23 protein-coding genes are annotated in these 22,148 nt (G+C 38.6%); 3 read left to right on the top strand and 20 right to left on the bottom strand.

The window, feature by feature from the left end:
* Positions 1 to 68 precede the first annotated feature (68 nt).
* Positions 69 to 272 carry a hypothetical protein gene (locus tag M3234_RS22855; protein WP_262306927.1) on the top strand — a complete coding sequence of 68 codons (204 nt, stop codon included), beginning with the start codon at positions 69 to 71 and terminating at the stop codon, positions 270 to 272.
* 51 nt (positions 273 to 323) lie between these two features.
* Here the strand turns inward: M3234_RS22855 and M3234_RS22850 are convergent, their stop codons facing one another.
* The 10 genes from M3234_RS22850 to M3234_RS22805 form a co-directional block, all read right to left on the bottom strand.
* A complete protein-coding gene (locus M3234_RS22850) occupies positions 324 to 1,448 on the bottom strand; it encodes a DUF4145 domain-containing protein (RefSeq protein WP_262306926.1) in 1,125 nt (374 codons plus the stop codon).
* A 186-nt stretch (positions 1,449 to 1,634) separates the two neighbouring features.
* Positions 1,635 to 2,324, bottom strand: coding sequence for a hypothetical protein (locus M3234_RS22845; RefSeq protein ID WP_262306925.1), 690 nt, complete (start codon positions 2,322 to 2,324; stop codon positions 1,635 to 1,637).
* Between the two features lie 949 nt (positions 2,325 to 3,273).
* Complete coding sequence (locus M3234_RS22840; protein WP_262306924.1) at positions 3,274 to 3,726, bottom strand: hypothetical protein; 453 nt, start codon at positions 3,724 to 3,726, stop codon at positions 3,274 to 3,276.
* 61 nt (positions 3,727 to 3,787) lie between these two features.
* A complete protein-coding gene (locus M3234_RS22835; RefSeq protein ID WP_396953984.1) occupies positions 3,788 to 4,234 on the bottom strand; it encodes a helicase-related protein in 447 nt (148 codons plus the stop codon).
* A gap of 122 nt (positions 4,235 to 4,356) precedes the next feature.
* Positions 4,357 to 4,563: a UPF0158 family protein gene (locus tag M3234_RS22830; protein ID WP_262306989.1), complete on the bottom strand. Its 207-nt coding sequence runs from the start codon at positions 4,561 to 4,563 to the stop codon at positions 4,357 to 4,359.
* Positions 4,544 to 4,813: a hypothetical protein gene (locus M3234_RS22825; RefSeq protein ID WP_262306923.1), complete on the bottom strand. Its 270-nt coding sequence runs from the start codon at positions 4,811 to 4,813 to the stop codon at positions 4,544 to 4,546. The genes M3234_RS22830 and M3234_RS22825 overlap by 20 nt, the downstream gene beginning before the upstream one ends.
* A gap of 194 nt (positions 4,814 to 5,007) precedes the next feature.
* Positions 5,008 to 5,196, bottom strand: coding sequence for a hypothetical protein (locus M3234_RS22820; RefSeq protein ID WP_262306922.1), 189 nt, complete (start codon positions 5,194 to 5,196; stop codon positions 5,008 to 5,010).
* 208 nt (positions 5,197 to 5,404) lie between these two features.
* Complete coding sequence (locus M3234_RS22815) at positions 5,405 to 5,680, bottom strand: AbrB/MazE/SpoVT family DNA-binding domain-containing protein (protein ID WP_262306988.1); 276 nt, start codon at positions 5,678 to 5,680, stop codon at positions 5,405 to 5,407.
* A 400-nt stretch (positions 5,681 to 6,080) separates the two neighbouring features.
* Positions 6,081 to 6,938 (bottom strand): hypothetical protein, encoded by an 858-nt coding sequence (locus tag M3234_RS22810; protein ID WP_262306921.1) that lies wholly within the window; start codon positions 6,936 to 6,938, stop codon positions 6,081 to 6,083.
* Positions 6,935 to 7,714 carry a hypothetical protein gene (locus tag M3234_RS22805; protein ID WP_262306920.1) on the bottom strand — a complete coding sequence of 260 codons (780 nt, stop codon included), beginning with the start codon at positions 7,712 to 7,714 and terminating at the stop codon, positions 6,935 to 6,937. Before M3234_RS22805 ends, M3234_RS22810 begins: the two co-directional genes overlap by 4 nt.
* Positions 7,715 to 8,008: 294 nt before the next feature.
* Between M3234_RS22805 and M3234_RS22800 the strand changes: the two genes are divergently transcribed.
* Positions 8,009 to 8,851, top strand: a complete 843-nt coding sequence (locus tag M3234_RS22800) for a hypothetical protein (RefSeq protein ID WP_262306919.1) — start codon at positions 8,009 to 8,011, stop codon at positions 8,849 to 8,851.
* 112 nt (positions 8,852 to 8,963) lie between these two features.
* On the top strand, positions 8,964 to 9,746 hold the full coding sequence (locus M3234_RS22795) for a GntR family transcriptional regulator (RefSeq protein ID WP_262306918.1): 783 nt from the start codon (positions 8,964 to 8,966) through the stop codon (positions 9,744 to 9,746).
* Positions 9,747 to 9,804: 58 nt separating this feature from the next.
* Here M3234_RS22795 and M3234_RS22790 read toward each other — a convergent pair whose 3' ends face one another.
* The 10 genes from M3234_RS22790 to M3234_RS22745 form a co-directional block, all read right to left on the bottom strand.
* The gene (locus M3234_RS22790; RefSeq protein WP_262306917.1) at positions 9,805 to 11,028 is read right to left on the bottom strand and encodes an alkyl sulfatase dimerization domain-containing protein; all 1,224 of its coding nucleotides are present in this window, start codon (positions 11,026 to 11,028) and stop codon (positions 9,805 to 9,807) included.
* Between the two features lie 11 nt (positions 11,029 to 11,039).
* On the bottom strand, positions 11,040 to 12,272 hold the full coding sequence (locus M3234_RS22785; RefSeq protein ID WP_262306916.1) for an alkyl sulfatase dimerization domain-containing protein: 1,233 nt from the start codon (positions 12,270 to 12,272) through the stop codon (positions 11,040 to 11,042).
* Positions 12,273 to 12,294: 22 nt separating this feature from the next.
* Positions 12,295 to 13,284: an ABC transporter ATP-binding protein gene (locus M3234_RS22780; protein ID WP_262306915.1), complete on the bottom strand. Its 990-nt coding sequence runs from the start codon at positions 13,282 to 13,284 to the stop codon at positions 12,295 to 12,297.
* Positions 13,266 to 14,228, bottom strand: coding sequence for an ABC transporter ATP-binding protein (locus M3234_RS22775; RefSeq protein WP_262306914.1), 963 nt, complete (start codon positions 14,226 to 14,228; stop codon positions 13,266 to 13,268). The genes M3234_RS22780 and M3234_RS22775 overlap by 19 nt, the downstream gene beginning before the upstream one ends.
* An 11-nt stretch (positions 14,229 to 14,239) precedes the next feature.
* The gene (locus tag M3234_RS22770) at positions 14,240 to 15,163 is read right to left on the bottom strand and encodes an ABC transporter permease (protein ID WP_262306913.1); all 924 of its coding nucleotides are present in this window, start codon (positions 15,161 to 15,163) and stop codon (positions 14,240 to 14,242) included.
* 31 nt (positions 15,164 to 15,194) lie between these two features.
* Positions 15,195 to 16,127 (bottom strand): ABC transporter permease, encoded by a 933-nt coding sequence (locus M3234_RS22765; protein WP_262306912.1) that lies wholly within the window; start codon positions 16,125 to 16,127, stop codon positions 15,195 to 15,197.
* A gap of 74 nt (positions 16,128 to 16,201) precedes the next feature.
* Positions 16,202 to 17,809 (bottom strand): ABC transporter substrate-binding protein, encoded by a 1,608-nt coding sequence (locus M3234_RS22760; protein WP_262306911.1) that lies wholly within the window; start codon positions 17,807 to 17,809, stop codon positions 16,202 to 16,204.
* 54 nt (positions 17,810 to 17,863) lie between these two features.
* Positions 17,864 to 19,483 carry a long-chain fatty acid--CoA ligase gene (locus tag M3234_RS22755; protein ID WP_262306910.1) on the bottom strand — a complete coding sequence of 540 codons (1,620 nt, stop codon included), beginning with the start codon at positions 19,481 to 19,483 and terminating at the stop codon, positions 17,864 to 17,866.
* A gap of 38 nt (positions 19,484 to 19,521) precedes the next feature.
* Complete coding sequence (locus tag M3234_RS22750; RefSeq protein WP_262306909.1) at positions 19,522 to 20,370, bottom strand: alpha/beta fold hydrolase; 849 nt, start codon at positions 20,368 to 20,370, stop codon at positions 19,522 to 19,524.
* 61 nt (positions 20,371 to 20,431) lie between these two features.
* Positions 20,432 to 22,147, bottom strand: coding sequence for an alkyl sulfatase dimerization domain-containing protein (locus tag M3234_RS22745; RefSeq protein ID WP_262306908.1), 1,716 nt, complete (start codon positions 22,145 to 22,147; stop codon positions 20,432 to 20,434).
* Position 22,148: the final 1 nt, after the last annotated feature.

The raw sequence follows: 22,148 nt of genomic DNA, 5'->3' as shown, positions 1-22,148 counted from the left end.
ACATTAGAGGACGGAATGAAGGCAGGATCATTACCCCGGGGGTGCCAAAACTCAGGGGGAATTTTTTTATGGTTCACATATTTTTAGTGGTCACAAAAAACAGTCCCTCTCAATTAAGTTTGATTCGAGGAACTGAACTTTCGTTGCAAAATCAACGTACTGGAACTGGAACTGCAGTGGCCTTTTGCACAGGTGTTTTACATCAAATGGAATGGTGCAGTAGCCGCCATGTATCGATATTTACTCCTATTGGAGCAAAGATAGTCATTTAATTCAATTCAATTTTTACAATTTCACAACAACCCATAAAAACTGTAAAAAAACTAACAAACCACCTCTCTATGCTGTTTCTCCTTCAACTGTTCAAATAGCTTTTCGACAGTGCCAATCCCAACATTGGCATATTTGGCGAGGATGACGAGCTCTTTTGGCAGCTGCCCTACAGTTACAATATCATCTTCATTTAATTGTCTTAGTAATCCTGGAATCCCACTGAATTCTGCCGCTGTAAGCGAAATTTTCGAAAGCTCTTCTGTCACTATGATGTGGTCAGCTTTATAGAAGAAAAATAATTCTCCCGGACGTTCGAGTGTAAGCTGCCGGCGGGTTTTTTCTTCCTCAATATAGGTCTGTAATTCCTCAAAGAAAGTTTCGTCATTTTTTTCGCTGAATCGTTTTACATGTTTATGAAGCCCCTCAAGATTGCTTGGAAGTTCACTCATAATCCGTGCCTGTTGCTCTGCCCCAAGCCGGATTAGAAAAGTTTCTGATTTGGCAAACCGCTGCGGTAATAAAAAGGCATCACGGAGAAAATAAGGAATCTCAAGCTGCCGCCCTCTATAAGAAATGGTACGAATGGTGGTATACCCCGGCAATCCAACTGACTCTTTTGGATAGTCAATGGTTGCAGCCGTTTCAGTCAATACGGTTTCTTGTTGTTCATTTTTCCCTGCAAGTGTTAATAACTCCTCCAGGGCCTTAAGTCTCACTTCAATTTCGCTCATCTCAAAGGATTGTTCCGCTCTAGGTGACGGATCCTGATATTCAGGAACCTTTAAGGTTACTGGCCCGTATACCTCCAGATACCAGCTAACAATCTTATATACAGCCTCCCAAGATAGTAAAGCTTCTGAATATCGAAATACTCGGGAATCATGGGCCGCTTGGTTACCAATTTGTCGAACATGATGTAGTGCATCACGAATTTCCGGAGTCAGGTAGCCGTTAAAATTGAGCAAATCAATCCTGTCTTTCAAATTAGCTCTAGGTTCTTCATTTAGATTTTCAGTCCGAATTACTTGCTGCAGGATGTTTTCGACAAATACTCGGGCATGAGTCAGCATCATCCGCGGACTGGTGAATATACTATTCTCTAATTCGCGAGCTACCAAGGCTAGTTCTTTGGATATTGGTTCTAGAAATTGATAGAAATAGGGTTGGGTGGTCATATAAACATCGTTCCTCTGACTTTTATTTTTTGTTATAACGTAATTGTTTATAAGCTCTTTAAAAGGTGCAATTTTCATCATTTAATTTTGCCGATAGCCATCCATATCATTAGGATAAGGTTGATCAACAGCTAGTGAAGATTTTTAATGTTTTTATTATAATATTCTTAGAAGATTTACCATTGGCTATCTTTCCCCTGATTCCTCCAGTAGAAAATCCAACTCCAAAATTGTGTGTATTGCATGGAATAATCTCAAAGCGTCTACTCTATTCCAGTTGCTCGGAATGTCTCTTCCGTGTAGTACCCAGTCACGGTTAATTATTGGAAATCTTGTTTCGTTTTTATCAAAGTTTCCTGCCTTAAATACTTCATTTAAAAATGTCACTACCGAAACATAGATGATGATATACATTCTGTCTTGCTCAATTTCTTGCTTTACTGTTGTAAACTGGTCTCTCAAAGGGGGCCTTCTCTTCCCCTTAATCGAAGCTATATATTTTTGAAATCTTGGTGAAATAAGCATATGACCAAGATTTTCAATTACGATGAATAAACTCGGAATGGAAACAAAATACTTTCCGCTTTCGTAATTATCAAAGCATTGTTTAAGTAATTCCCTCCAATTTTTAACAAAATCATGTTCAAGAATATCCTTTTTTATATGCTCATACTCGTTGCCAGTGGAATAGTATACATCAAACGCTTTATCCAACTCTTCCAGACTACCAATTTTGGATATCCCGACAGTTTCCGCTGGAGTCATATTCATTGGAAGCGTCCAACCTCTACGGGCCAAAGATTCACCAGCATAGATCCAATTTTTCTCAACTTCATCCCAGTTAATTTCTGCTAAAGGAGAAACTGCTTTCAACACTTTCTCCAATAGTTTATTAATTTGAACACCAAGATTTGCTATTTCAATGGCTGCCTTTCTAATTCCATTAATCTTTTGAATACTTTCTTTTTTATTGAAATTCTCCTCTCCTCAAAACCTTTGGTTCTATTATACTTTAACTTTATAGAGAAAATATGTATTTGTGGGTATCCCACGCATAACTGGTAGTTAATCGGGCGGTGCCAGTCATCACCAATTATTTAATGCTCTTTATTATGAGGAACTATCCAAAGAATCGGGTATCCGAATACGAATTATTACGATCCCTTTAGCGAAAATCCGTTTGTTCTTTATGTAACGGAAAACTATATATAGAACACTACTTTATATGATTAGAGATTATTTTGGTTAGTGGGTAATTATAGAGGTTTATTCCCTGTTCAAAATGCACAAAAAAGAGGATTAGGTGAGTCCATAATCTGCCAGAATTGTTGACCAGTACGGTGAAAACATTTTTAAGTAACCTAGGGAGACATTTAAATGAAGAGTCTTCGTTAAATGAAAAACAATAATTCATCGCTTCTATAATTAGTTTAAATTGTTAAGTACAGTCTTCCCTTTTCACGGAAATCTGTAAATTCTAGCTTAGCGTTGACATCCGTATTGTATAACTAATTGCGCTGTAATACAACTTATCAGGGCATAATATTCGGCAATAAATGGACAGGAAATAACAGTAAATTTCTACATTGGGGCTAAGCAAAAACAACGCTGTCATTCTTCGACAAAAGTCGGGCGGTACACGGCACCATAGCTATGTATATATCCTTTAATTAATATTTTTCAAAAAACTCACGATTCATCCTGTGCACTCCCATTCTTTCATTCTTTTCACCTAAATTATACCGCTGAGGAGTCTATAAGAAAAATAGAGTAGACCAAGGCTTGGCTAATCTATTTTCCCATTTATAATAAAATCTCCAAATTCTTAAAATGGGAGATCATCGTCACTTCGATGAAAAACAAATTTACTATTTGTACTTTTCAAATTAAAATTTTCATCAGACTCTTCTTCCATTTCTCCCCAAGTTATACCAAAAGGAGCTCCACCTTCCGTATATCCCGCAATGAAATAAAACATCTCATCACTAAAATCTTCTTCCATTTGTGCATTTTCGAGCTTTCTTTTGTCCGTTTGTTTCTGTTTGGCTTTACAAGAATGTTTGACCTGTTCTTTATAAGACTGTTTAAATTGATAGCCCAGCATTTCTAATTCTGTGATGGCACATAATAGGTCAACACCAAACCACTTACTATACCCTTTTGCAAGATTTTTTCCATTGTACTGTTCGGCCCACTTCTTAGCGTTTTGAAGACGGCCGGACCTAGTATACCGCTTCCTTCTCGGTGTGTTATTCTTATTATTTTTCTTGTTTGCCATACACCAGTCAACCACCCTCACCAGGAACCTTCCCACATTCTGAAAGGCGCCTACCACTTCTTTATATACTCAGTATCTCTCTAATTTCTTGTTCGGTTAAGCTCGATAACGCTTGATCCTGGGAGTCGACCAATGCTCCAATCAATTCTTTTTTGTTTTGCTGGAGTTCATAGATTTTTTCTTCAATTGTACCTTGAGCAATTAAACGAATCACCTGGACCACATTCTTTTGGGCAATTCGATGCGCCCTTCCTGCCGCCTGTTCTTCCACTGCCGGATTCCACCACAAATCATATAAAATCACCGTATCAGCTCCGGTTAAATTAAGACCTGTGCTGCCTGACTTTAACGAAATGAGGAAGATAGGCTGTTCTTGAGTAGGCGAGATTTGCTGTTTTGCATACCCTTGACGTTTTGTACTTGTTTGTGCAACTGAATTTTCCTGTCTTGAATTTCGTCCTTCGTTAACATCCCACTCACTAAGTACACCTGCCCATATGAAAAACAATATATTTTAGGATACTATAAAGATTAAAGGGTCTTTCCTGTTATGAATGCCTCGTCTTAAAGCAGTTCATAGCGAAGATGGGAATAATTCACCTGGGTCAGTCAAACCTCTAATTGCCTCGCTTACTCTTTATAATCAATATTTTTCCTTTTACAAAATTCTATTGCTATTTCTTTAAATTGTTGGTCACGGAATTCATACCATTTACCAGAAATACCTAAATGATACACAATGTCTTTAAATCGTCGAAAAGCGTCTTTTCCACTTATAGAATCTAGTAAGGTATTCCTTAATTTCAAATCTGAGAGACTATAGCAAAATCTTTGCATCATACTCATTAATATCAAAGCTGGAAGGGAGTGGTGCATACTTACCGAAACTTTCAATTATTGAAATAGTGGTCTTCACTTCTTCCTGTTGCCATTCGGGTAAGTGGTCATATTCCTCATCATCTTCGGCAAACAATAATGCTTCTTGCGAGACATAAACGATTTCCCCCGTATTAAGATTAAGGAAAGGTTTAGTTTGCTCTGATTGCAGCTCCATTCCTTCAATTATATCTTCTAGCTTCGCTTGCATAAATCTTCTCCTTTCATTTTCATTTTATAGATATTAAAATGAAAATTGGTTAAAAAGACACATAAGACTTTATGTTCCATAAGAAGCTGACAAAAAAACATCGTAGCTTTTACTAATAGCCATGATGTTTCTTCTTAACTTCATTATGGGAAACGGTCCCTTTAGTTTCTTTAAATAAAAATTCCAAAGCCGCCTCAAACCAAATCATCTGAAAATTCACAATCAAGTTTTTTGAAATCCTTCTTATCCCATGTTAATACAGGCATATTTTCTTTTGATTTTATACTAAGAAGGGCATCGGCAAAATCAACATTCTTCTCAGCAAAAACTTTAAATGCTGGTAAAGCATGTGATTCTTCTGCTTCAACATTTTCAGCTAGCAAAATATTTAACAGATATTCACTGATTTCCTGCCTGCTTAATTAATAAAAGGACTTTAATAACCAACAACATTCTGCAATAGTAATAGTCGGAACTATTAACATTAGTTCTTTGTTATCTACTTTTTCAATTAATTGACGGAGGACTTCCACCTTAGAATAATCGTCTTTTACTACCAATCGAATCAAAACATTGGCACCAACCAAGAATTTATTCATCATGATCACTCATTTCTGAATAAATTTCTTTTGCTGCTGCCTCATGTGCCCTCTCACGTATTTTTTCAAAATCAATTGGTTCTTTTGCGGAAATTGGCCAGACAACATCACTTAATAATCTTCTTTTAACCAGTTCAAGCTTAATTTCATCTTTTTCATTTACAAAAATACGAAATTGATCACCCTCAGAAAGATTAAACCGATCCCGAAGCTCTTTTGGAATCGTAACCTGCCCCCTGCTAGTCATTTTGCCAGTCATTAAATCCATCAAGTCCGCACCCCCTTTTTCCGATATTGTTTGTATTACCTTTATTTTAAGTAATACACGTTAAAAGGACAAATGGTTTAGGTACTTTTTGGAAATTATCATTTGAATAATTGTTTTTCATTAAATATCCTCAGCAGTGGATTCGTTAGGAAGACGAACATTAATATCATTTGAATCCATCTTGTCCAACCTCCTTTACATAGTCCAATAAGCATGAATGTTTTTTGTGAAACTTATATTATTTTTCGTCAAAGTGACCTAAAGAAGTATTCTATTCGTTTGTACTTCTTTATTAGCTTTGAACAATTCTACAATCAAACATTGATTAAGCCTCCTTGATCATACTTCTGGGAATCCGAAAAGTGGCATTTTGCGGAATCATTACCCTTTTAAAAAAGGCTTATTTCGTATCTAATATACTGATTGCCCGTTCCAGTTGAATCAGATTTTTCTTTAATTCGTTATAGGAATACCATTTTTCACTAAACGAGGATATGTTTTGTTTAAAATCCCTGTATCTTGGACATTTTTCTTCCCTTAATACCTCAAAAACTCTCGAATTTATGGAATGAATAGAATGTGCCAATGCAGTTGGGATTGGCATGACGTTCTCTTTTTCGACAAGTGCGTAAAAGTCACCAATCTCCTCAAGGAAATGCTTTAAGTGGTAATGTTTAATTGGCTCATCCAAATTGGTAATCACATCAAATACAAAATTTATCACGAAATCATTTATGACGGACGAAAGTTCTAAAATATACCCACTTATTTTTTCAACGGTATCACTAACATTGATGGTATTGTCACCAAATTTGTTGGTGACATCGCCTAATGTTTGATGAGATACGACTAGAACTTGATAGGTATGCGACTCTCGCGCTTTCTTTGCAGAAAAGAGGGCATGGCCAATTTCTTCTAATTTATCAGATAACTTTTCGTGCTTCTGTTGGGATGATGCCTGCAAATAATCAATAAAATCAGTTCTAAGCTTAGGTTCAATTTCACCTTTTAAAAAAGAACACAAGGCAGCATGTGATGTGGCAATTCTTTTCATTTGACGAGGTCTTGTACCGTCTTCCAACCGATACAGCTGTAATAAAGCTGTGGCTAATATGTAGTGCGAGTAATAGCCCGAGGTCACCGACCAGCAATGAGTATTATTCTTGTATAAATGTTCGGAAACGGTCCAATCATACCATCCGGCAGTCAAATAGGAAAATAGCATTTCCGACCATTCGGGCTCTTTCCATAGATTCATGGAACCTTCACCTCACTAATTACATTTAACAAATGAGTTTGATATTTATTATTCATCCATTGGGACAACTGTTCATAATCCATTTCACGTATGGTTTTGCGAGTGGTTTTGTAATTTCCGCCAAAAACTTCCCTTTTCAGTTTCGATAAACTCGCTGCTCCAGCAAGAAAGTAATCGGCCATTTGCACGGTATCTTCAAGTACCAGGTCCAGGTCCCATCCTTCCGGTTTTCTTTTGGCTACTAAACTAACATCCCGTATATCAACATTATGAAAATACCATTCATAATTTAGCTTTAACTTATCTTTCACTTCATTCAATAAAATAGAAAACCATATTGCGTTATGCCTGCCACAGAATGCAATGAAAGGACTTCTTTTGCCATGGCCATCGCAGCTGCAGATGGTAACAATCCCAGCAGCGCTCAATGCTTTTACCAGTAACGCGACTCCCGTCTCAAGTACAAAGGTATTGATTTTTGGCCCATGGTTTCTCTTGATAAAATATTTCCAGGAGGACCATCCACTACCCCCGCCAGCCTCATGGTTGCTTGCTTTATACCAGATTATGTTGTGTATAGCCCTCTCTTCGATATGGTCGTCGAGTAAATATATGTTTCTGTCTTCCAGTTTTATAGATATTCCTAATACTCGAAACATCTCTTCTAGATAAAACAATTCCCCGTCAGGATTCCCTTTTTCAATGTAAATATGATCATCTTTCTTCTGAATAAGAAAACCTCTTAACCTTAACGCATTGGCAAGTTTGTCTAGCACCACAATCCCACCCTTCATATTTAATAAAAGTATAACATTTATGATAATCTGAAACTGTTTTATTGACAAAGGGACACAATAGAAACAGCATTCCAAAATAAGCAGAAAAACGACTTAAATTGCAAAAAAGGCGTTCAAAAATCATTTTTGAAGCAAAAGAAAGCGTTTTCAACGCAAAAATGACGTTCAAAATTGATTTTTTGCTATTCGATGAAAACTGCCATTCACGATATTGTAGGGGTGCCGGATTCGTGGAAACGAATGGACTTTAACGTATAGGGTGGCAGGATAAACATGAGCATTAAATCTGGAAACATTGAAGGATTCGAAGAGTATTCGCAGTTTGCCAATTTAGCAGATTTTAATCACAATATGGAAATGTGGATGCTGGAGCACAAGGACGATTTTTCAAAAGGAGAATTGATGGGATTAAAACGGCTGGTTCGCTTTGCGGCTAAAATCCCTGGTGTTTGCAATGCGAAAATTGGCACGATCCTGAAGGCGATTCATGAGGAATTTCATGACAATGGCATTTCCCGTTCCACTTTCAAACGGATGGTCCTGAAAGCAAAGGAAATCGGTATTCTCACCGTTCATGAAACTGAAGGAAAAAACGGCTCACAGTCCAGCAACCTGTATGTGTTTAATCGTTTTCCTGCAAATGAACCACCCAAAGCCGAAATAATGAACCTCCCAAAAGAAACTAATAATCTTTTAAAAACTGAAAAAGATCAAAAGAATAATAAACGTAAAGAAGAACCGTTCGTATTGGACCATACATATGTTAGCAACCGTGTTCCACAGGAGTTTGTTCAGTTGGTTAAGTATTTCTATTCTGATGCCAAGACAATCGAAGAATACTGGCACATGACGGAGGTTGCTGCCTATCGCAATAACAGCGAAACTGAACGAGAACGGATGCTGAAAGTGGCGATTGATTCGTTTAAACAGCTTGTTCGGAAAATAAAAATGCCCCCTTCCGTTAAAAACCCGATTGCTTACTTCTACGGGATTCTGATGAAACAATTTAAGCGCCGTTATTACGACGCCATTTACGAAGAATTTGGGTATCCAAATACTATATATGATGATCCCTTTAGTAATCATCCGTTGGTTTACACATGGGATGCAAAATAGTTTAGCGGCTATCAATCTATTTTTAATGAATTTTTAGAATTCTGAATTTTATTATGCTATAATAGTGGTACGGATAACATATTAAGGCTTATTACGGGGAAGAGTTGATGTTATGTTAGATGAAAAAAGTGTTTTACCACTCTATTATCAATTAAAGGAAATTATTAAAGAAAAAATAAAAGATGGCTCCTGGAAGGAAGGCGAAAAGGTTCCCTCTGAAAGAGAACTAATGGAGCAATATAATATTAGCCGAGCTACTGCAAGAAAAGCACTAAACGATCTCTTATTTGAAGGCCTAATTGAAAAAAAACAAGGGGTAGGTACATTTGTCGCCAATAGAAAAGTCTTACAGGACTTAACTGGTGAATTAGCCTATGCCCATCAAGTCACGGCTCAAGGATTAGTACCCAGTATGAAAGTAATTTTTTCTGGAACCGATCAATATATTCCCCAACGAATATTAAATACATTTCAGTTAAACAACTCTGATCAAATATTTAAATATAGTGGGGTACTTTTCGCTGATCGTCAACCTTTGATTTTAGCAACAACCTGCATCCCTTTTTGTTTAGTCCCAAATATAACTGATAAAAATTTGGAAAAGTTGGTTTTATTTGATTACTTAAAGAATGAGTGCAAAATTCAGATTACCCATTCCGTTATTGATATCGAACCGATCACTCTAAATGAATTTGAAGCAAATCAGTTACAATCGGACGTTGGAAAGCCAGCTTTATCTGTTGAACGTATACTTTATGATGACAGCAAGGCAGTCGTGATATCAAAACACATTATGCTTGGTGAAAGATGCAAATACTTCTTTACGATTAAACAAAATAATAATAATGAGCCCGACTTAAATATAGACTTAAAATTTAATATTGGTCTCTCCTAAAATTATAAATGCTCTTTACAAAGAAATTTATCATTCCTTTGTAAAGAGCTTCCTATTATTAGTGAGATTTCTTCAACATTACCTTTGAAGCATTATGATAAATGTTTTTCCTCATATAATTTTGGTCTACTTCAGATAGGTGTGCAACTATCTCTGCTTTAACGTTTTGAGCTTCCTTACATAACTTTCCTTCTGAATCAATAATAATATCCAACAGATAGAGAGCAAGTCGATGCTTATTTATTTGAATCAGTTCACTTACTCTATTTAGGATTTTTTCCTCATTTGCAATCAGACTATTAATTTCAGCCGCAACTGTCCTGCTCTTTTCGGGATATAGATTGGTAGGATTTCCATCATACCAACCGGTGTATCGACGGTATGTGCCTCTAATGGCAAAATCCAAGCAGCCATAAAATTGAGCTAAATATGGACCTTCTTCCAAATGAGAAGGCAGTTCCGCACTTTCGAGAATTTCTTCTAAAGATTCCCCACCATTTAACCCCGAAACGACACATTCTTGGACAAATTCCATTGATTCCTTGATAGCTTTGGTGTGAGCATCGAAAATTTTCGAATCATTGATATAAGGTCCATGTCCAGGAATTGTAATTTTGGGTTGCAGGTTGCGAATTTTCTCCATCATAAGAGCCCATTCTTTAGCAAATCGGATATCCTTTGCGGGATTCCCAACATTCGGAAAAGAGCGAATGATAAAGTCACCGGTGAACACGACATCATCCTCTGGAATATGGATCACTGTAGCATCATCGGTTTCCCCTTTACCATGTATTAGATGAAACGTCTTTCCGCCCAGTGTAAATACATATTCTTGATCATAAACAATATCTGGAAACAAAACCTCATCCCATAGATTACTCATTTGAAAACTTGTAGCGAATTGACGCTCGTTAATAATATAATGGTAGTTATTTAATTCCTTATATCTTTCTAAGCGGGCAATAACATTCCGCTGGGCAATGATTTGTGCCCCTTCATTTTTAAAGACTCTGGCCCCGCCAACATGATCACCATGTCCATGAGTGTAAATCAAATATTTAATCGGCTGATTAGTCACCTTTCTGATGTTTGATAGGATTCCTTCTGCCTGCGCGGTACTTAAGGTACTGTCTATTACCACTATTCCCTCATCTGTTTCAACAACACCAACATTCCCAAACGCTTTTACAAAGTAATACCCGTCCCTCACCTTTTTGAAATCCACTTCGCTGTTTTGTGATGCATAGTTTTTCATATCATTTTGTATACTAGCTATACTCATTTCCTTCCACCTCACTTATGGGTATTTTCTGTTACCATTCTTTGGGCAATTTGTTTATAAATGTTTCGCATGATAAAATTTTCATTTGTCTCAGAAAGTTTTTTGGTTAATTCAGCTTTTAATACCAAAGCCTCCGATTCTTCACTTCCAAATACGAGTAAATCAATCAAATGTAGCGCCATTTGATACTCGCCATTAGCACGAAGCTGTTTACATTTTTCCAGGATGGCGTTTTGATTTGGGATAAAAGACAGAATTTCCTTCGCTACAACCTTTTGTTTAGCAGGCTGCAGGTTTGTCGGGTTCCCATCAAACCAACCGGAATATCTACGGTGAGTTCCTTTAATGGCAAACATTAAACAGCCATAGTGAGGTTGAATGTATTCACTTTTTTCCAAATGCTCGGGCAGTTTTATCTGATCTAGCATATCTTCTAGCGAAGTACCCTTATTCATATGATAAATGACCTCATCATGGACAAAACGCAGGCATTCTATGATATCTTGTAAAGCGGTTTGAATCGTGTCCTTATTATCAAAAAGATCCCCATGGCCCGGAACGAGGAATTCCGGCTGCCTAGCTCTGATTTTTTCTAAGGATTCAAACCATTCCCTTTCAAAGCGCACCTCTTTTAATGGGTTCCCAATATTAGGGAAGGACGAGATGAAAAAGTCACCAGAATAAATAACCTTTTCCCCCGGTATGCTAACAAAGCAATGGTCGTCGGTTTCCCCTTTTCCGTGGACAATTTGAAACGTCTTTTCCCCGAGTTTAAATTCGTAATCGGTATGAAAGGTAATATCTGGGTAGGTAAAATCGTATTTTTTCACGTCAGTTGTTTTGTTGTCAAATTGAACGGAGCCAATCCGTTGCCTATGGGCCTTCAAGATTTGATATTTTTTAAATCTATCGACAACATTTTCATGGGCAATCACAGTCGTCTCATTTTCCTTAAATACTTCTGCTGAATTTACATGGTCCATATGTCCATGTGTGTAGATAATATAACGGATTGGCAAGTCTGTCCGACTACGAATTTCCTTATATATTTTTTGTGCGTGTTCTGGGCTAATACAAGTATCAATAACAACTACACCTTCAGTTGTTAGGACTACCCCAACATTCCCAAAACCAGGCGCATAGAAAAAATCTTGTTTAAATTCAATTAATTGGACATCATTTGTCCTACTCTCAAAAACCTGGTTCATTTGTGAATCAAGCATATTCAGGCCATTTCTTACCATTTCCATCCTCCTCAAATTGTTTTTATATTAGGTGGCACGAAGCTTGATGCTCATGCGAAACCTCCTTTAATACAGGGGCGGTTTGATTACAAGAATCCAGTCTTATCGGACATCTGGAATAAAACGGGCAGCCCTTTGGCGGGTTTTTCGGACTTGGAACATCTCCCTCTAAATGAACTCGTTGTGTCAATTTCTTTAATTTTGGGTCAGCTACTGGAACCGATGATAACAATGCCTTTGTATAAGGGTGCTGAGGATGATTGAATATTTGTTCCCGGGTGCCGATTTCAACTATTTTCCCAAGGTACATAACAGCAACCCGATCACTGATATGTTCCACTACACTTAAATCATGGGAGATAAAAATATAGGTTAGCCTAAGTTTTTTTTGAAGTGACTTTAGTAAATTTAATATTTGTGATTGAATTGAGACATCTAATGCTGATACCGGCTCATCACAAATAATGAGCTGTGGGTTCAATGCAAGTGCTCTTGCAATGCCAATTCGCTGCCGTTGGCCGCCGGAAAATTCATGGGGATACCGATATAAATGATGGACATCCATACCGACTAGTCTAAGAAGGTTGATCACTTCATCTTCAATTTGCGCGTTAGATAGTTTCGTATTAATGGCAAATGGTTCACTTAAAATTTTCTTAATGGTGTGTCTTGGATTTAAAGAACTATAGGGATCTTGGAAGATAACCTGTATATTTTGCCGGTAGTCCAGCATCTCGTTTCTCTTCATTTCTAAAACATTTTTATTCTTAAAAACAACTTCACCCGAAGTAGGTTCGATTAATCTTAATAGGGACATGCCTGTGGTACTTTTACCACAACCTGATTCTCCAACAATGCTAAATGTTTCACCCTTTCTTACCTGAAAGGAAACACCATCAACCGCTTTGATGACATCCTTGGATTTACCAAAGAAGGTTCCCTTCATGGGATAGTATTTAGTTAGATTTTTTACATCGATTAGAATTTCTTCTTTTACATGAAGTGCCAACATCGTACCCTCCTTCCATGCCCAACATCCATTAATTGCGGTTCTTTCTCTCTGCATTCATGTGTGGCAGCTGGACAGCGGGGATTAAAGCGACATCCTTTAGGCATATTGTCAAAGTCAGGTACAGCCCCCTCAATGGAGTACAGTTCCTTCTTTCCGCTTCCTAATTTCGGAACAGAAAGCATTAAGGCTTTTGTATAGGGATGTTTAGGATTATCATACAAATCCTCAACGGACGCTTCTTCAATCACTTGACCTGCATACATCACCACTGCCTTTTGACAGGTTTCTGCCACAACCCCTAAATCATGGGTAATCATGATTACCGTCATATTCAAATTCTGTTGGAGTTCATACAATAATTCGAGTATTTGCGCTTGTATGGTAACGTCCAAGGCCGTTGTCGGTTCATCCGCTATCAAGACCTTCGGATTACAGGCCAGAGCCATCGCAATCATGACACGCTGCCTCATTCCCCCGGAAAGTTCATGAGGATAAGCCTTTAATTTTTCTTCAGCATCAGGTATTTTTACTTGATTTAGGACTTCAATCGACCTTTTTTTAATTTCTTTGGCATTTAAGTCCGTATGGTATTTAAAGACTTCTGCCAGTTGGTTCCCAATCGTGAAAGACGGGTTCAATGATGTCATCGGCTCTTGAAAAATCATAGATATTTCTTTTCCCCGAATTTTATTCATTTCTTTCACAGACATCTTGGTTATATCTTTGCCATTATATAAAATGCAGCCTGAACCGACTTGCATCGACTTTGGAAGGAGACCCATAATAGATAAAGCAGTCATGCTTTTTCCACAGCCGCTTTCTCCAACAACTGCCACAAATTCCCCTTCATTTATGGAAAAGCTAACGTTCTCTAGTATGGCATTAAACCCTTCTTTGTTTTTCCTGCCGACTTGTAAATCTTTAATTTCCAAAACAGCAACCATTTTCCTACCTCCTACTTTCTCTGTCGTTTAATATGGGGATCGAAGGCATCCCGGATCGCATCGCCCACAACATTAAACGCAATCGATATAATGAGTAATGCCAACCCAGGGTAAAGGACTAGTCCAGGAGTAGAAGTGATATATGTAAACCCTTCCTGAATCATATTTCCCCATGTAGGTGTCGGAGGCTGAACACCAACTCCCAGAAAACTAAGACTAGCTTCAATCCGAATGGCAGAAGACATGTGAAGGGTGGAAATGACCAAGAGCGGTCCTAAAATATTCGGGAAAATATGCTGCATGATCACCCGAAAGTTTCCTGCCCCTAAAGAGATTGCAGCTTTTATATACTCCCGTTCTTTTACTTCCAGGGCGGATCCCCTTGCCATTCTTGCTACACCAGGAATTAACCCAATGCTAATCACAATGATTAAAGTAGTCATACTTGACCCTAATGCGACAAGAACCATTAATCCAAATAATAAAAGCGGTATCATCATGATGGATTCAAGGATTCTCATTAATACATCGTCAAGCCAGCCCCCCTTATAAGCAGCAACCATCCCTAGCAATCCTCCTACAATAGTGCTGACTGCTACTGAAATAAAGCCAACAAATAAGGAGGTTTGTGATCCCAAAATGACACGGCTTAAAATATCTCTCCCTAAAGGGTCCGTTCCAAGCCAATGTTCTCCTGAGACACCCTTCGCACGATTCGCAACATCTTGTGCCAGCGGATCATGGGGCATGATGAACGGAGCCGCTATGGCAACCAATAACATAAAAACTAAAATCACCAGCCCTGTCATTCCTAAAGGGTTTTTCTTAAAAGCGGCCCATTCTGCAGATTTGACACGTTTTTTAACTGGTATTTCTGTATTTGAAATTTCCGAAACAAGATTAGGGTCGGTTTCCTGTCGTAATGGCTGTACCATTTTAGCATCTCTCCTTTCCTATTAAATTTATTTATCTTGGCCTTATTTTTGGGTTAACAAAGGAATAACTCACATCTACAATTAAGTTCACAAAGATAACCAATAGCGCAAAAAGAATTAAGCATCCTTGAAGAATCGCAAAGTCTCTCGTTACAATCGCACCTACCGCTAGACTTCCTAGGCCCGGACGGCTAAAGATCGTTTCTGTGATAACAGCTCCACTAATTAAAGCGGTTATATCAATACCAATGACGGTAATAACGGGAATAAGACTATTTCTTAAGGCATGTTTAAAAATTACTACCTTGTTTGGAATTCCTTTTGCCTTTGCTGTTCTGATATAATCTTGATTGATTTCCTCCAGCATACTGGCACGGGCGAATCTCATCATAACACCAGAAAGGATTAAACCTAATGTAAAGGTAGGCAGAATTAAGTGGAATAAACTTCCCCAAAACCCTTCACCTGATCCCATAGATGGGAAAACATTTAACTTAAGAGAAAAAGCTAAAATTAGGAGAATTCCTAGTAAAAATGGCGGTGATGATAACCAAATAAATGAAACAACTCGCATGAAGGAATCGATCCAAGAATTTGGCTTTAAGGCTGATAAGATCCCAATTGGAATCCCTAGGATACACCCAACGACAATACTACTAATGGACAAAGTGATGGTGGGCAGAAAATTATCTGCAATAAGTGTCATAACCGGGGTTCCTGATGCAATGGATTCACCAAAATCTCCGCTAAGGATATTGCCTAAATAATGTAAATACTGTTGCCATACAGGCAAATCCAATCCCATTTGCTGTCGTAAATTTTTCAATGCGTCCTCACTGGCATTTTCACCCAAAATCACTAGAGCCGGGTCACCCGGAAGAACTCTAAGAGCAAAAAAAATGATGGTTAATGTGATAAAAACTGTAGGTATAGCAACCAATAATCGTCGTACTAAAAATTTCAACAAAACAACCACCCCGTTTTCATAAAGTTGGGAAGAAGAGGGAAGAAAACTACGCCCCTTCCCCCAACAGTAGGCTACTCTATATCCGTTGTTTCATAGATTGGGTAGGAATAAACAAACGTACCCTTGAAATCGTATCCAAGCTTAACTTCCGGTCTCCTGAAGAGGATACTTTTTGTTTCAATCAGTGGAATGATTGAATAATTATCCATGATTTGTTTTTGAAGTTCCTCATACAATTCTTTTGACTTCTTAGGATCCATTTCTTGTGCCGCCTGCTCTATTAAGCTATCTGATTTGTCATACTTTGAAAAATTCGTTTTTCCAATGGATCCAGTATGGAAAAAGTAATTGGCTGGAAAAGCAGCATGAGGCTTGAAATTTTTAGTATATAGACTAATATTGTTCAACCCTTTACGAATATTTGCTTGATACGTAGGAATATCAGCCTGCTTTAATTCCATTTTAATTCCTACTTGGCGCAATTGTTCTTGGATAAAGGTCATCTGATTTAGATACGAAGAGCGAGTATTAACAAAGTTTGGTGGCAGTTCCAATCCATTTGGGTAGCCAGCCTCTTTTAGTAATTTCTTTGATAATTCAGGGTCATACTTATAATTCCCCAAATCCGCATGCCCCTCCATGTTACTTGCCAACGGTCCAGAAGCAAGCGTTGCAACCTTTGGGGTATAAACTTCCTTTACGAATCTTTCCATATCAATGGCATGGGCAACCGCTTTTCGAACACGAATATCATCGAGCGGTTTAATGGTTGAATCAAGGTGAAGTAACCAGTTGAGCGGTGGATCCGGATATTCAATAGTGAAATCTTTTTTCTCTGTCTTCTCAACCCATAGCTTATCCGCATTTCCAGTTGCCATATGAATCTCGCCTTTTTCCATGGCAATATCCACTGCATTTTGTTCTGTCATTGTAATAAACTCAATACCATCTAGCTTTGGTTCGCCGCGGAAGAAATCTTTATTTTTTTCTAGTACCACTTTTTCATTGAGTTTATACTCTTTTAGCATGAATGGCCCAGTCCCTACTGGTTTTACCATTGAATCTTTACCCGCTTCCTCAATTGCTTCTTTCTTAACGATGGCCCCTGCTGAATCGTCACCCAGTAATCGCGGAAGGAAAGAAGGGTCAGGACGATGTAAATGGAAAACTACCGTATAGTCATCAGGAGTTTGAATTTCTTTAATAACTTTTAAATCCTCAAGATATGGTGAGCCGGTTTCAGGATTTAACAGACGTTCATAGGTCCACTTTACGTCTGCAGCTTTCAGTTCCCCGTAACCGAAATGCCATTGGACACCTTTTCGAAGCTTAAACGTCCAAACTGTTCCATCATCACTGGTTTCCCAAGATTCCGCCAAATCTCCCTCGATTCCATCGATAGAAACAGTTCCAGGCTTAAATCGAACAAGACCATTATAGAGAGTTTGGTTCACTGTTAGGTCTGGTGCGGAAGCGGCAAAAGCCGGATCTAATCTGGTCGCATTTCCAGGCATCGCTACTTTTAGAACCTTTACTTTGTTCGTGTTATTTCCAGTGGAGTTATTATTGGAATTGGTTTCTTTAGAAGTTTCGCTTGATGATGAACAGCCAGCTAGAACGAGAACCATAGTCAAAATTAGGGCAAAACTCATATTTAACCACTTTTTCGATGTTTTCATCGATATACTCACTCCCTCGTAATTTAGTATTAATCAAATATGCGGAAATTTCAGTTACTTCACCACAAAGAAGGATTCCAACTTCTCCCTTAACGCTCGCTTTAGAAACTTTCCAACAGAGGTTTTAGGGATTTCATCCATCAAAATGACATCATCCGGAATCCACCATTTAGCAAACTGCGGTTTAATAAATTCGATGATGTCCTCTTTTGTCACTTTATTTTTAAATTTCTCTTTTAAAACAACTACTGCTATCGGGCGTTCCTGCCATTTTGGATGAGGCAAGCCAACAACTGCCGCTTCTGCTACCGCTTCATGAGACATAATGGCATTTTCTAGATCTACCGAAGAAATCCATTCTCCACCGCTTTTTACTAAGTCTTTTGTTCGGTCGACCAGTTTTACAAAGCCCTCTTCATCAATAGTGGCGACATCCCCTGTATGGAGCCAACCGTCCACGATTGCTTCTTTTGTTTTCTCTGTCTCCCTATAATAGGAATCCGTAATCCACGGCCCGCGGAGCAGCAATTCTCCCATACTCGTTCCATCCCATTGGACTTCGCCATTCTCATCAATAATTTTTGCTTCTACTCCCGTAATCATTATTCCTTGCTTTGCTTTTAAGTCAAGCTTCGATTCGTAAGGCAGATCCTGCTGATAGCTTTTCAACCGGGTGATCGAAACAAACGGACTTGTTTCTGTCATTCCATAACCTTGATAGAATGGAATTTTATGTTTCATCTCGTAATCTCGAATCATACTTTTTGGAGCTGCTGATCCCCCATTCACAATCATCCGTAGACTTGAAGTATCATATGGATTGGATTCCAGCTCATTTAATATACCTAGCAAAACAGTTGGCACAGCTGCTGTTAACGTCACTTTTTCAGATTGAATTAGCTCTAAAAGAATCTTAGGTGTGAAATTCGGTCCAGGTAATACCTGGGTCGTGCCTAACATTGCCGCCGTAAAAGGCAGTCCCCATGCATTGACGTGGAACATCGGAACGATGACAAGAGCTGTGTCCTCTTCTGAAATGCCGACTCCATCCGTCATGCTTTGAGCCATGCTGTGCAGGACCATGCTCCGATGGGAATACAAGACACCCTTTGGATTTCCAGTAGTTGCAGATGTATAGCAAATTCCTGCGGGTTCACTTTCCTTAATATCTGTTGGATACTGATAGTTCGGCTCCCCATTTCGAATCAGTTTTTCGTATAAATACAATGAACTCAGCGCCGTATTCGGAAGCTCTTCCTCATTAGTCATCACAATAATCGACTCAACTGTTGGAATCTTGTCCTTCACTCTTTCAATAATAGGTAGGAAATCTTTGTCAACAAGCAAAACCTTATCCTTTGCATTGTTGATGATATATATTAAATGTTCGTCCGAGAGGCGAAAATTTATTGTATGGAGGACAGCTCCCATATTGGGAATTGCAAAATACGCTTCTAAATGCCAGTGATGGTTCCAGCCTATGGTTCCAACCATATCCCCTCTGCTCACACCCATGTTTTCCAGAACACTTGATAATCTTCTGGTTCTCTCACCTATTTGTTGATAAGTGAATCGTTGAATACCAGATGAAGTCCTGGAAACAACCGTTTTCTTAGCGAAATATTTCTCTGCTCTTTCTAGTAAAGAAATGGTGGTTAATTGAACATCCATCATGTCTTAATCAATCCCCTTGAATCAGTTTCTTGTAAAATCTATTGAATCATTTTTTGCCCATTATTTTTAACAGTTTGAAAGTGTTCATTCACCAATGGAACCACCTTTTGAGGTGCTTCAATATGAATAAAATGACCTGCGTCAGGTATTATATGGACGGCAGCATGCGGATATTGCCGGTCACGCATTTTATAGGCAAATTCATAGTGAATGTAAGGATCATTTTCCCCCCACAGAATAGTAACGGGGTTTTTTATTGCTGACAGCTTTTGATAGGGTTCCAATAACTCAGGATTAGCCGAGCGATATAAATCCAGAATGACCCTTCGTGAATCTTCCGATTGGTAAATAGAGTAGAAGTCTTCGAGGACTTCTTCTTCTATTGAAGGAACTTCTTTCTTCATATTGGTGAACCACTGTTCTTTGTCAGCCATCATTTCCATCACTTGTTCACCAACTTCAGGAGTCCGCCACTTCCTCGCAATTGGATGCCATCTGTATCCCGGAATAAATGAACTATCGCTAATAATTAAACTACCGATTTTTTCCACATGATCACAGGCCCATCGTAAACCTATTAATCCGCCCCAATCATGAACAATGAGATGTACTTTTTCTAACTTTAGTTCTTCTGTAAAACGGTTAATAAATTGGACATAATTAGCCCACGATGATAACGTCTGAAATCGATCACTCTGGCCAAATCCAGGGAGGTCCGGAGCAATGGTCCGAAAACCTTGTGAAACAATTCCTGGGATGAGATGCTTCCATAACATACTCGACTCGGGTACACCATGGATGAGCAGCACAGGTGGAGCTCCCTGTTCTCCTTCATCTACATACGAGATATTTAGGTCATCAATCTTAATCGACTTTTTGTTAGCCATTTTTTCTCCTTTTTGAATAAAATATTTTCCGCACATTATTCGATAGCAGGGACTCTTAAACTTATTCAAACATGTCTAATATTTCAATCAACGCCTGCGGATCCCCTGTTAGTTTGACCCGTCCGCTGGATAATAAGGCGGATAAATCATTTCGCTTAAAAATCAAGCCGTACCAGTCAGAACTTTGGATGGACAGTGAATAAGTCGGATTTTGCAATGCATGATGAACACACTCCGCCACTCCTTTTCGAATACATAGACCCAAGGTTTCGTTTTTATCAATAAAATGTAACTCTATCTGTGCATCGGTGCCGCCTGATTTAATAGGGTCAATCCGATATTGAAGGACCCTTACAGCCTCCTCGATTGGCAGGGCACCAATTCTCTTCTCGTCAACTGGGGAAAAACCAGCTGGAATTTGATTAAAATCGATCTTTCCTTCCAGAGCGTAGGCCTGGGTTAAATAAAAGTTTCTTGATGAAGAAGCTGGCGTGACATACGCCATTTGCCTTAATGCATCAGCCTTTATTTGTTTGGCCTGTTCATGGTTAGGAGCAACCGCCAAAACATAGTTAATGAGTTCTGCTGCCCAAGCGTATTCTTTATTCACTAAAGATTCCTCGGCAGAGTTTACGACTCTATCCATTCCCCCGAAGCCTTGTATTAATTTTTGAGCACGAATTTTTCGGGGGACAGGATTAATATCTGCTGCGTCTATACTGAACCAGCCAATTAACCCACTATAAACTCCCTTTACATGATGCTTTAGTTCCAAGTAAGTTTCCGTTAGACGAGGATGCTTGGCAAGATGTTCCGGGAGTTTGACAGATTCTGCGATTTCATCTGGTTTCAACCCTTTGTTAATCCCACGAATAGTTTGGCTATAAATAAAAGCAATGGAGTCCCGGTAAGCAGTAGCCAATTCATAGCTGTCTTCCTTTGTTATCATCACTTCACCATGTTCAGGAACAAGGTAAGTGGGGTTAATTCGTCTTATATTATCAATTCCGTTCATCCACATGACTGGATCACGATAGGGCTGACCCCTTAATGTATACATATTGGGCAACGAGCTAAGAATGCTGTTCGTGATCACTGTATCATCGTCTGGAAGCCATAGGGTAATCGAATCATTCGCATCTGAAGGAGAGTAAAAAAATTGCATTCTCACCCCATCAATCGTTAATTCTTCTTCATGCTTGATCTCATAGGTTGGCCTTATATAGCCTGAGGATTTATCCTCGCCATCCCCTCCTTCATAATTGATTGGCGCAGCATCAGGACCCGTTCTAGGGAGCATCATGCCAAAATGCTGAGCAATATTACGGGAGAAAGCTGGCCCCAGTTCAATACCGGAATTCATACAATTTTTATGGATATCCGGATGACCAATGATTTCAATCGATTTTCCCTCTTCCCCTTCTGGGACAAACGCTCTTGCTCCATTGGTATAATGACTGTGGGAGTAAATAATGGCTCGTACTGGTTTATCAGTTATTTGCCGCAGCAATTGGTATTTCTTTTTTCCAATTCCCATATTGGAACCTGTATCCCAGAAAATGACGCTATTCTCACCCTCGATAATGACTGAGTTTTCCAGGAAAAATCTCTCTAATACGGTAATTCGTTTTCCAATTTTCCTAATTTTTGATTCTCTTCGTTTCCCATAGACTTCTCCCATGAGTTGATTGACAAAAGCTCCATGTGGCATTGTCATTTGGTCCACCGGTGCCCCGAGGTAAGGAGATTTCAAATGTTGTTCTGTCATTTGATCCATA

It is taken from the genome of Neobacillus niacini (assembly GCF_023715785.1).
GTDB classification, from domain to species: Bacteria; Bacillota; Bacilli; order Bacillales; family Cytobacillaceae; genus Neobacillus; species Neobacillus niacini_E.
Note: the sequence above shows the minus strand (reverse complement) of the source record. Positions and strands in the feature narration are given on the sequence as shown.

Bases quoted from the DNA above. Each gene is read 5' to 3' on its own strand.
- M3234_RS22785 (WP_262306916.1), bottom strand. From the start codon at position 12,272: ATGGTAAGAAATGGCCTGAATATGCTTGATTCACAAATGAACCAGGTT.
- M3234_RS22745 (WP_262306908.1), bottom strand. From the start codon at position 22,147: ATGGATCAAATGACAGAACAACATTTGAAATCTCCTTACCTCGGGGCA.
- M3234_RS22790 (WP_262306917.1), bottom strand. From the start codon at position 11,028: ATGAGTATAGCTAGTATACAAAATGATATGAAAAACTATGCATCACAA.
- M3234_RS22795 (WP_262306918.1), top strand. From the start codon at position 8,964: ATGTTAGATGAAAAAAGTGTTTTACCACTCTATTATCAATTAAAGGAA.
- M3234_RS22800 (WP_262306919.1), top strand. From the start codon at position 8,009: ATGAGCATTAAATCTGGAAACATTGAAGGATTCGAAGAGTATTCGCAG.
- M3234_RS22840 (WP_262306924.1), bottom strand. From the start codon at position 3,726: ATGGCAAACAAGAAAAATAATAAGAATAACACACCGAGAAGGAAGCGG.
- M3234_RS22770 (WP_262306913.1), bottom strand. From the start codon at position 15,163: ATGGTACAGCCATTACGACAGGAAACCGACCCTAATCTTGTTTCGGAA.
- M3234_RS22780 (WP_262306915.1), bottom strand. From the start codon at position 13,284: ATGTTGGCACTTCATGTAAAAGAAGAAATTCTAATCGATGTAAAAAAT.
- M3234_RS22755 (WP_262306910.1), bottom strand. From the start codon at position 19,483: ATGATGGATGTTCAATTAACCACCATTTCTTTACTAGAAAGAGCAGAG.
- M3234_RS22750 (WP_262306909.1), bottom strand. From the start codon at position 20,370: ATGGCTAACAAAAAGTCGATTAAGATTGATGACCTAAATATCTCGTAT.
- M3234_RS22810 (WP_262306921.1), bottom strand. From the start codon at position 6,938: ATGAATCTATGGAAAGAGCCCGAATGGTCGGAAATGCTATTTTCCTAT.
- M3234_RS22760 (WP_262306911.1), bottom strand. From the start codon at position 17,809: ATGAAAACATCGAAAAAGTGGTTAAATATGAGTTTTGCCCTAATTTTG.
- M3234_RS22815 (WP_262306988.1), bottom strand. From the start codon at position 5,680: ATGGATTTAATGACTGGCAAAATGACTAGCAGGGGGCAGGTTACGATT.
- M3234_RS22825 (WP_262306923.1), bottom strand. From the start codon at position 4,813: ATGCAAGCGAAGCTAGAAGATATAATTGAAGGAATGGAGCTGCAATCA.
- M3234_RS22830 (WP_262306989.1), bottom strand. From the start codon at position 4,563: ATGCAAAGATTTTGCTATAGTCTCTCAGATTTGAAATTAAGGAATACC.
- M3234_RS22855 (WP_262306927.1), top strand. From the start codon at position 69: ATGGTTCACATATTTTTAGTGGTCACAAAAAACAGTCCCTCTCAATTA.
- M3234_RS22850 (WP_262306926.1), bottom strand. From the start codon at position 1,448: ATGACCACCCAACCCTATTTCTATCAATTTCTAGAACCAATATCCAAA.
- M3234_RS22775 (WP_262306914.1), bottom strand. From the start codon at position 14,228: ATGGTTGCTGTTTTGGAAATTAAAGATTTACAAGTCGGCAGGAAAAAC.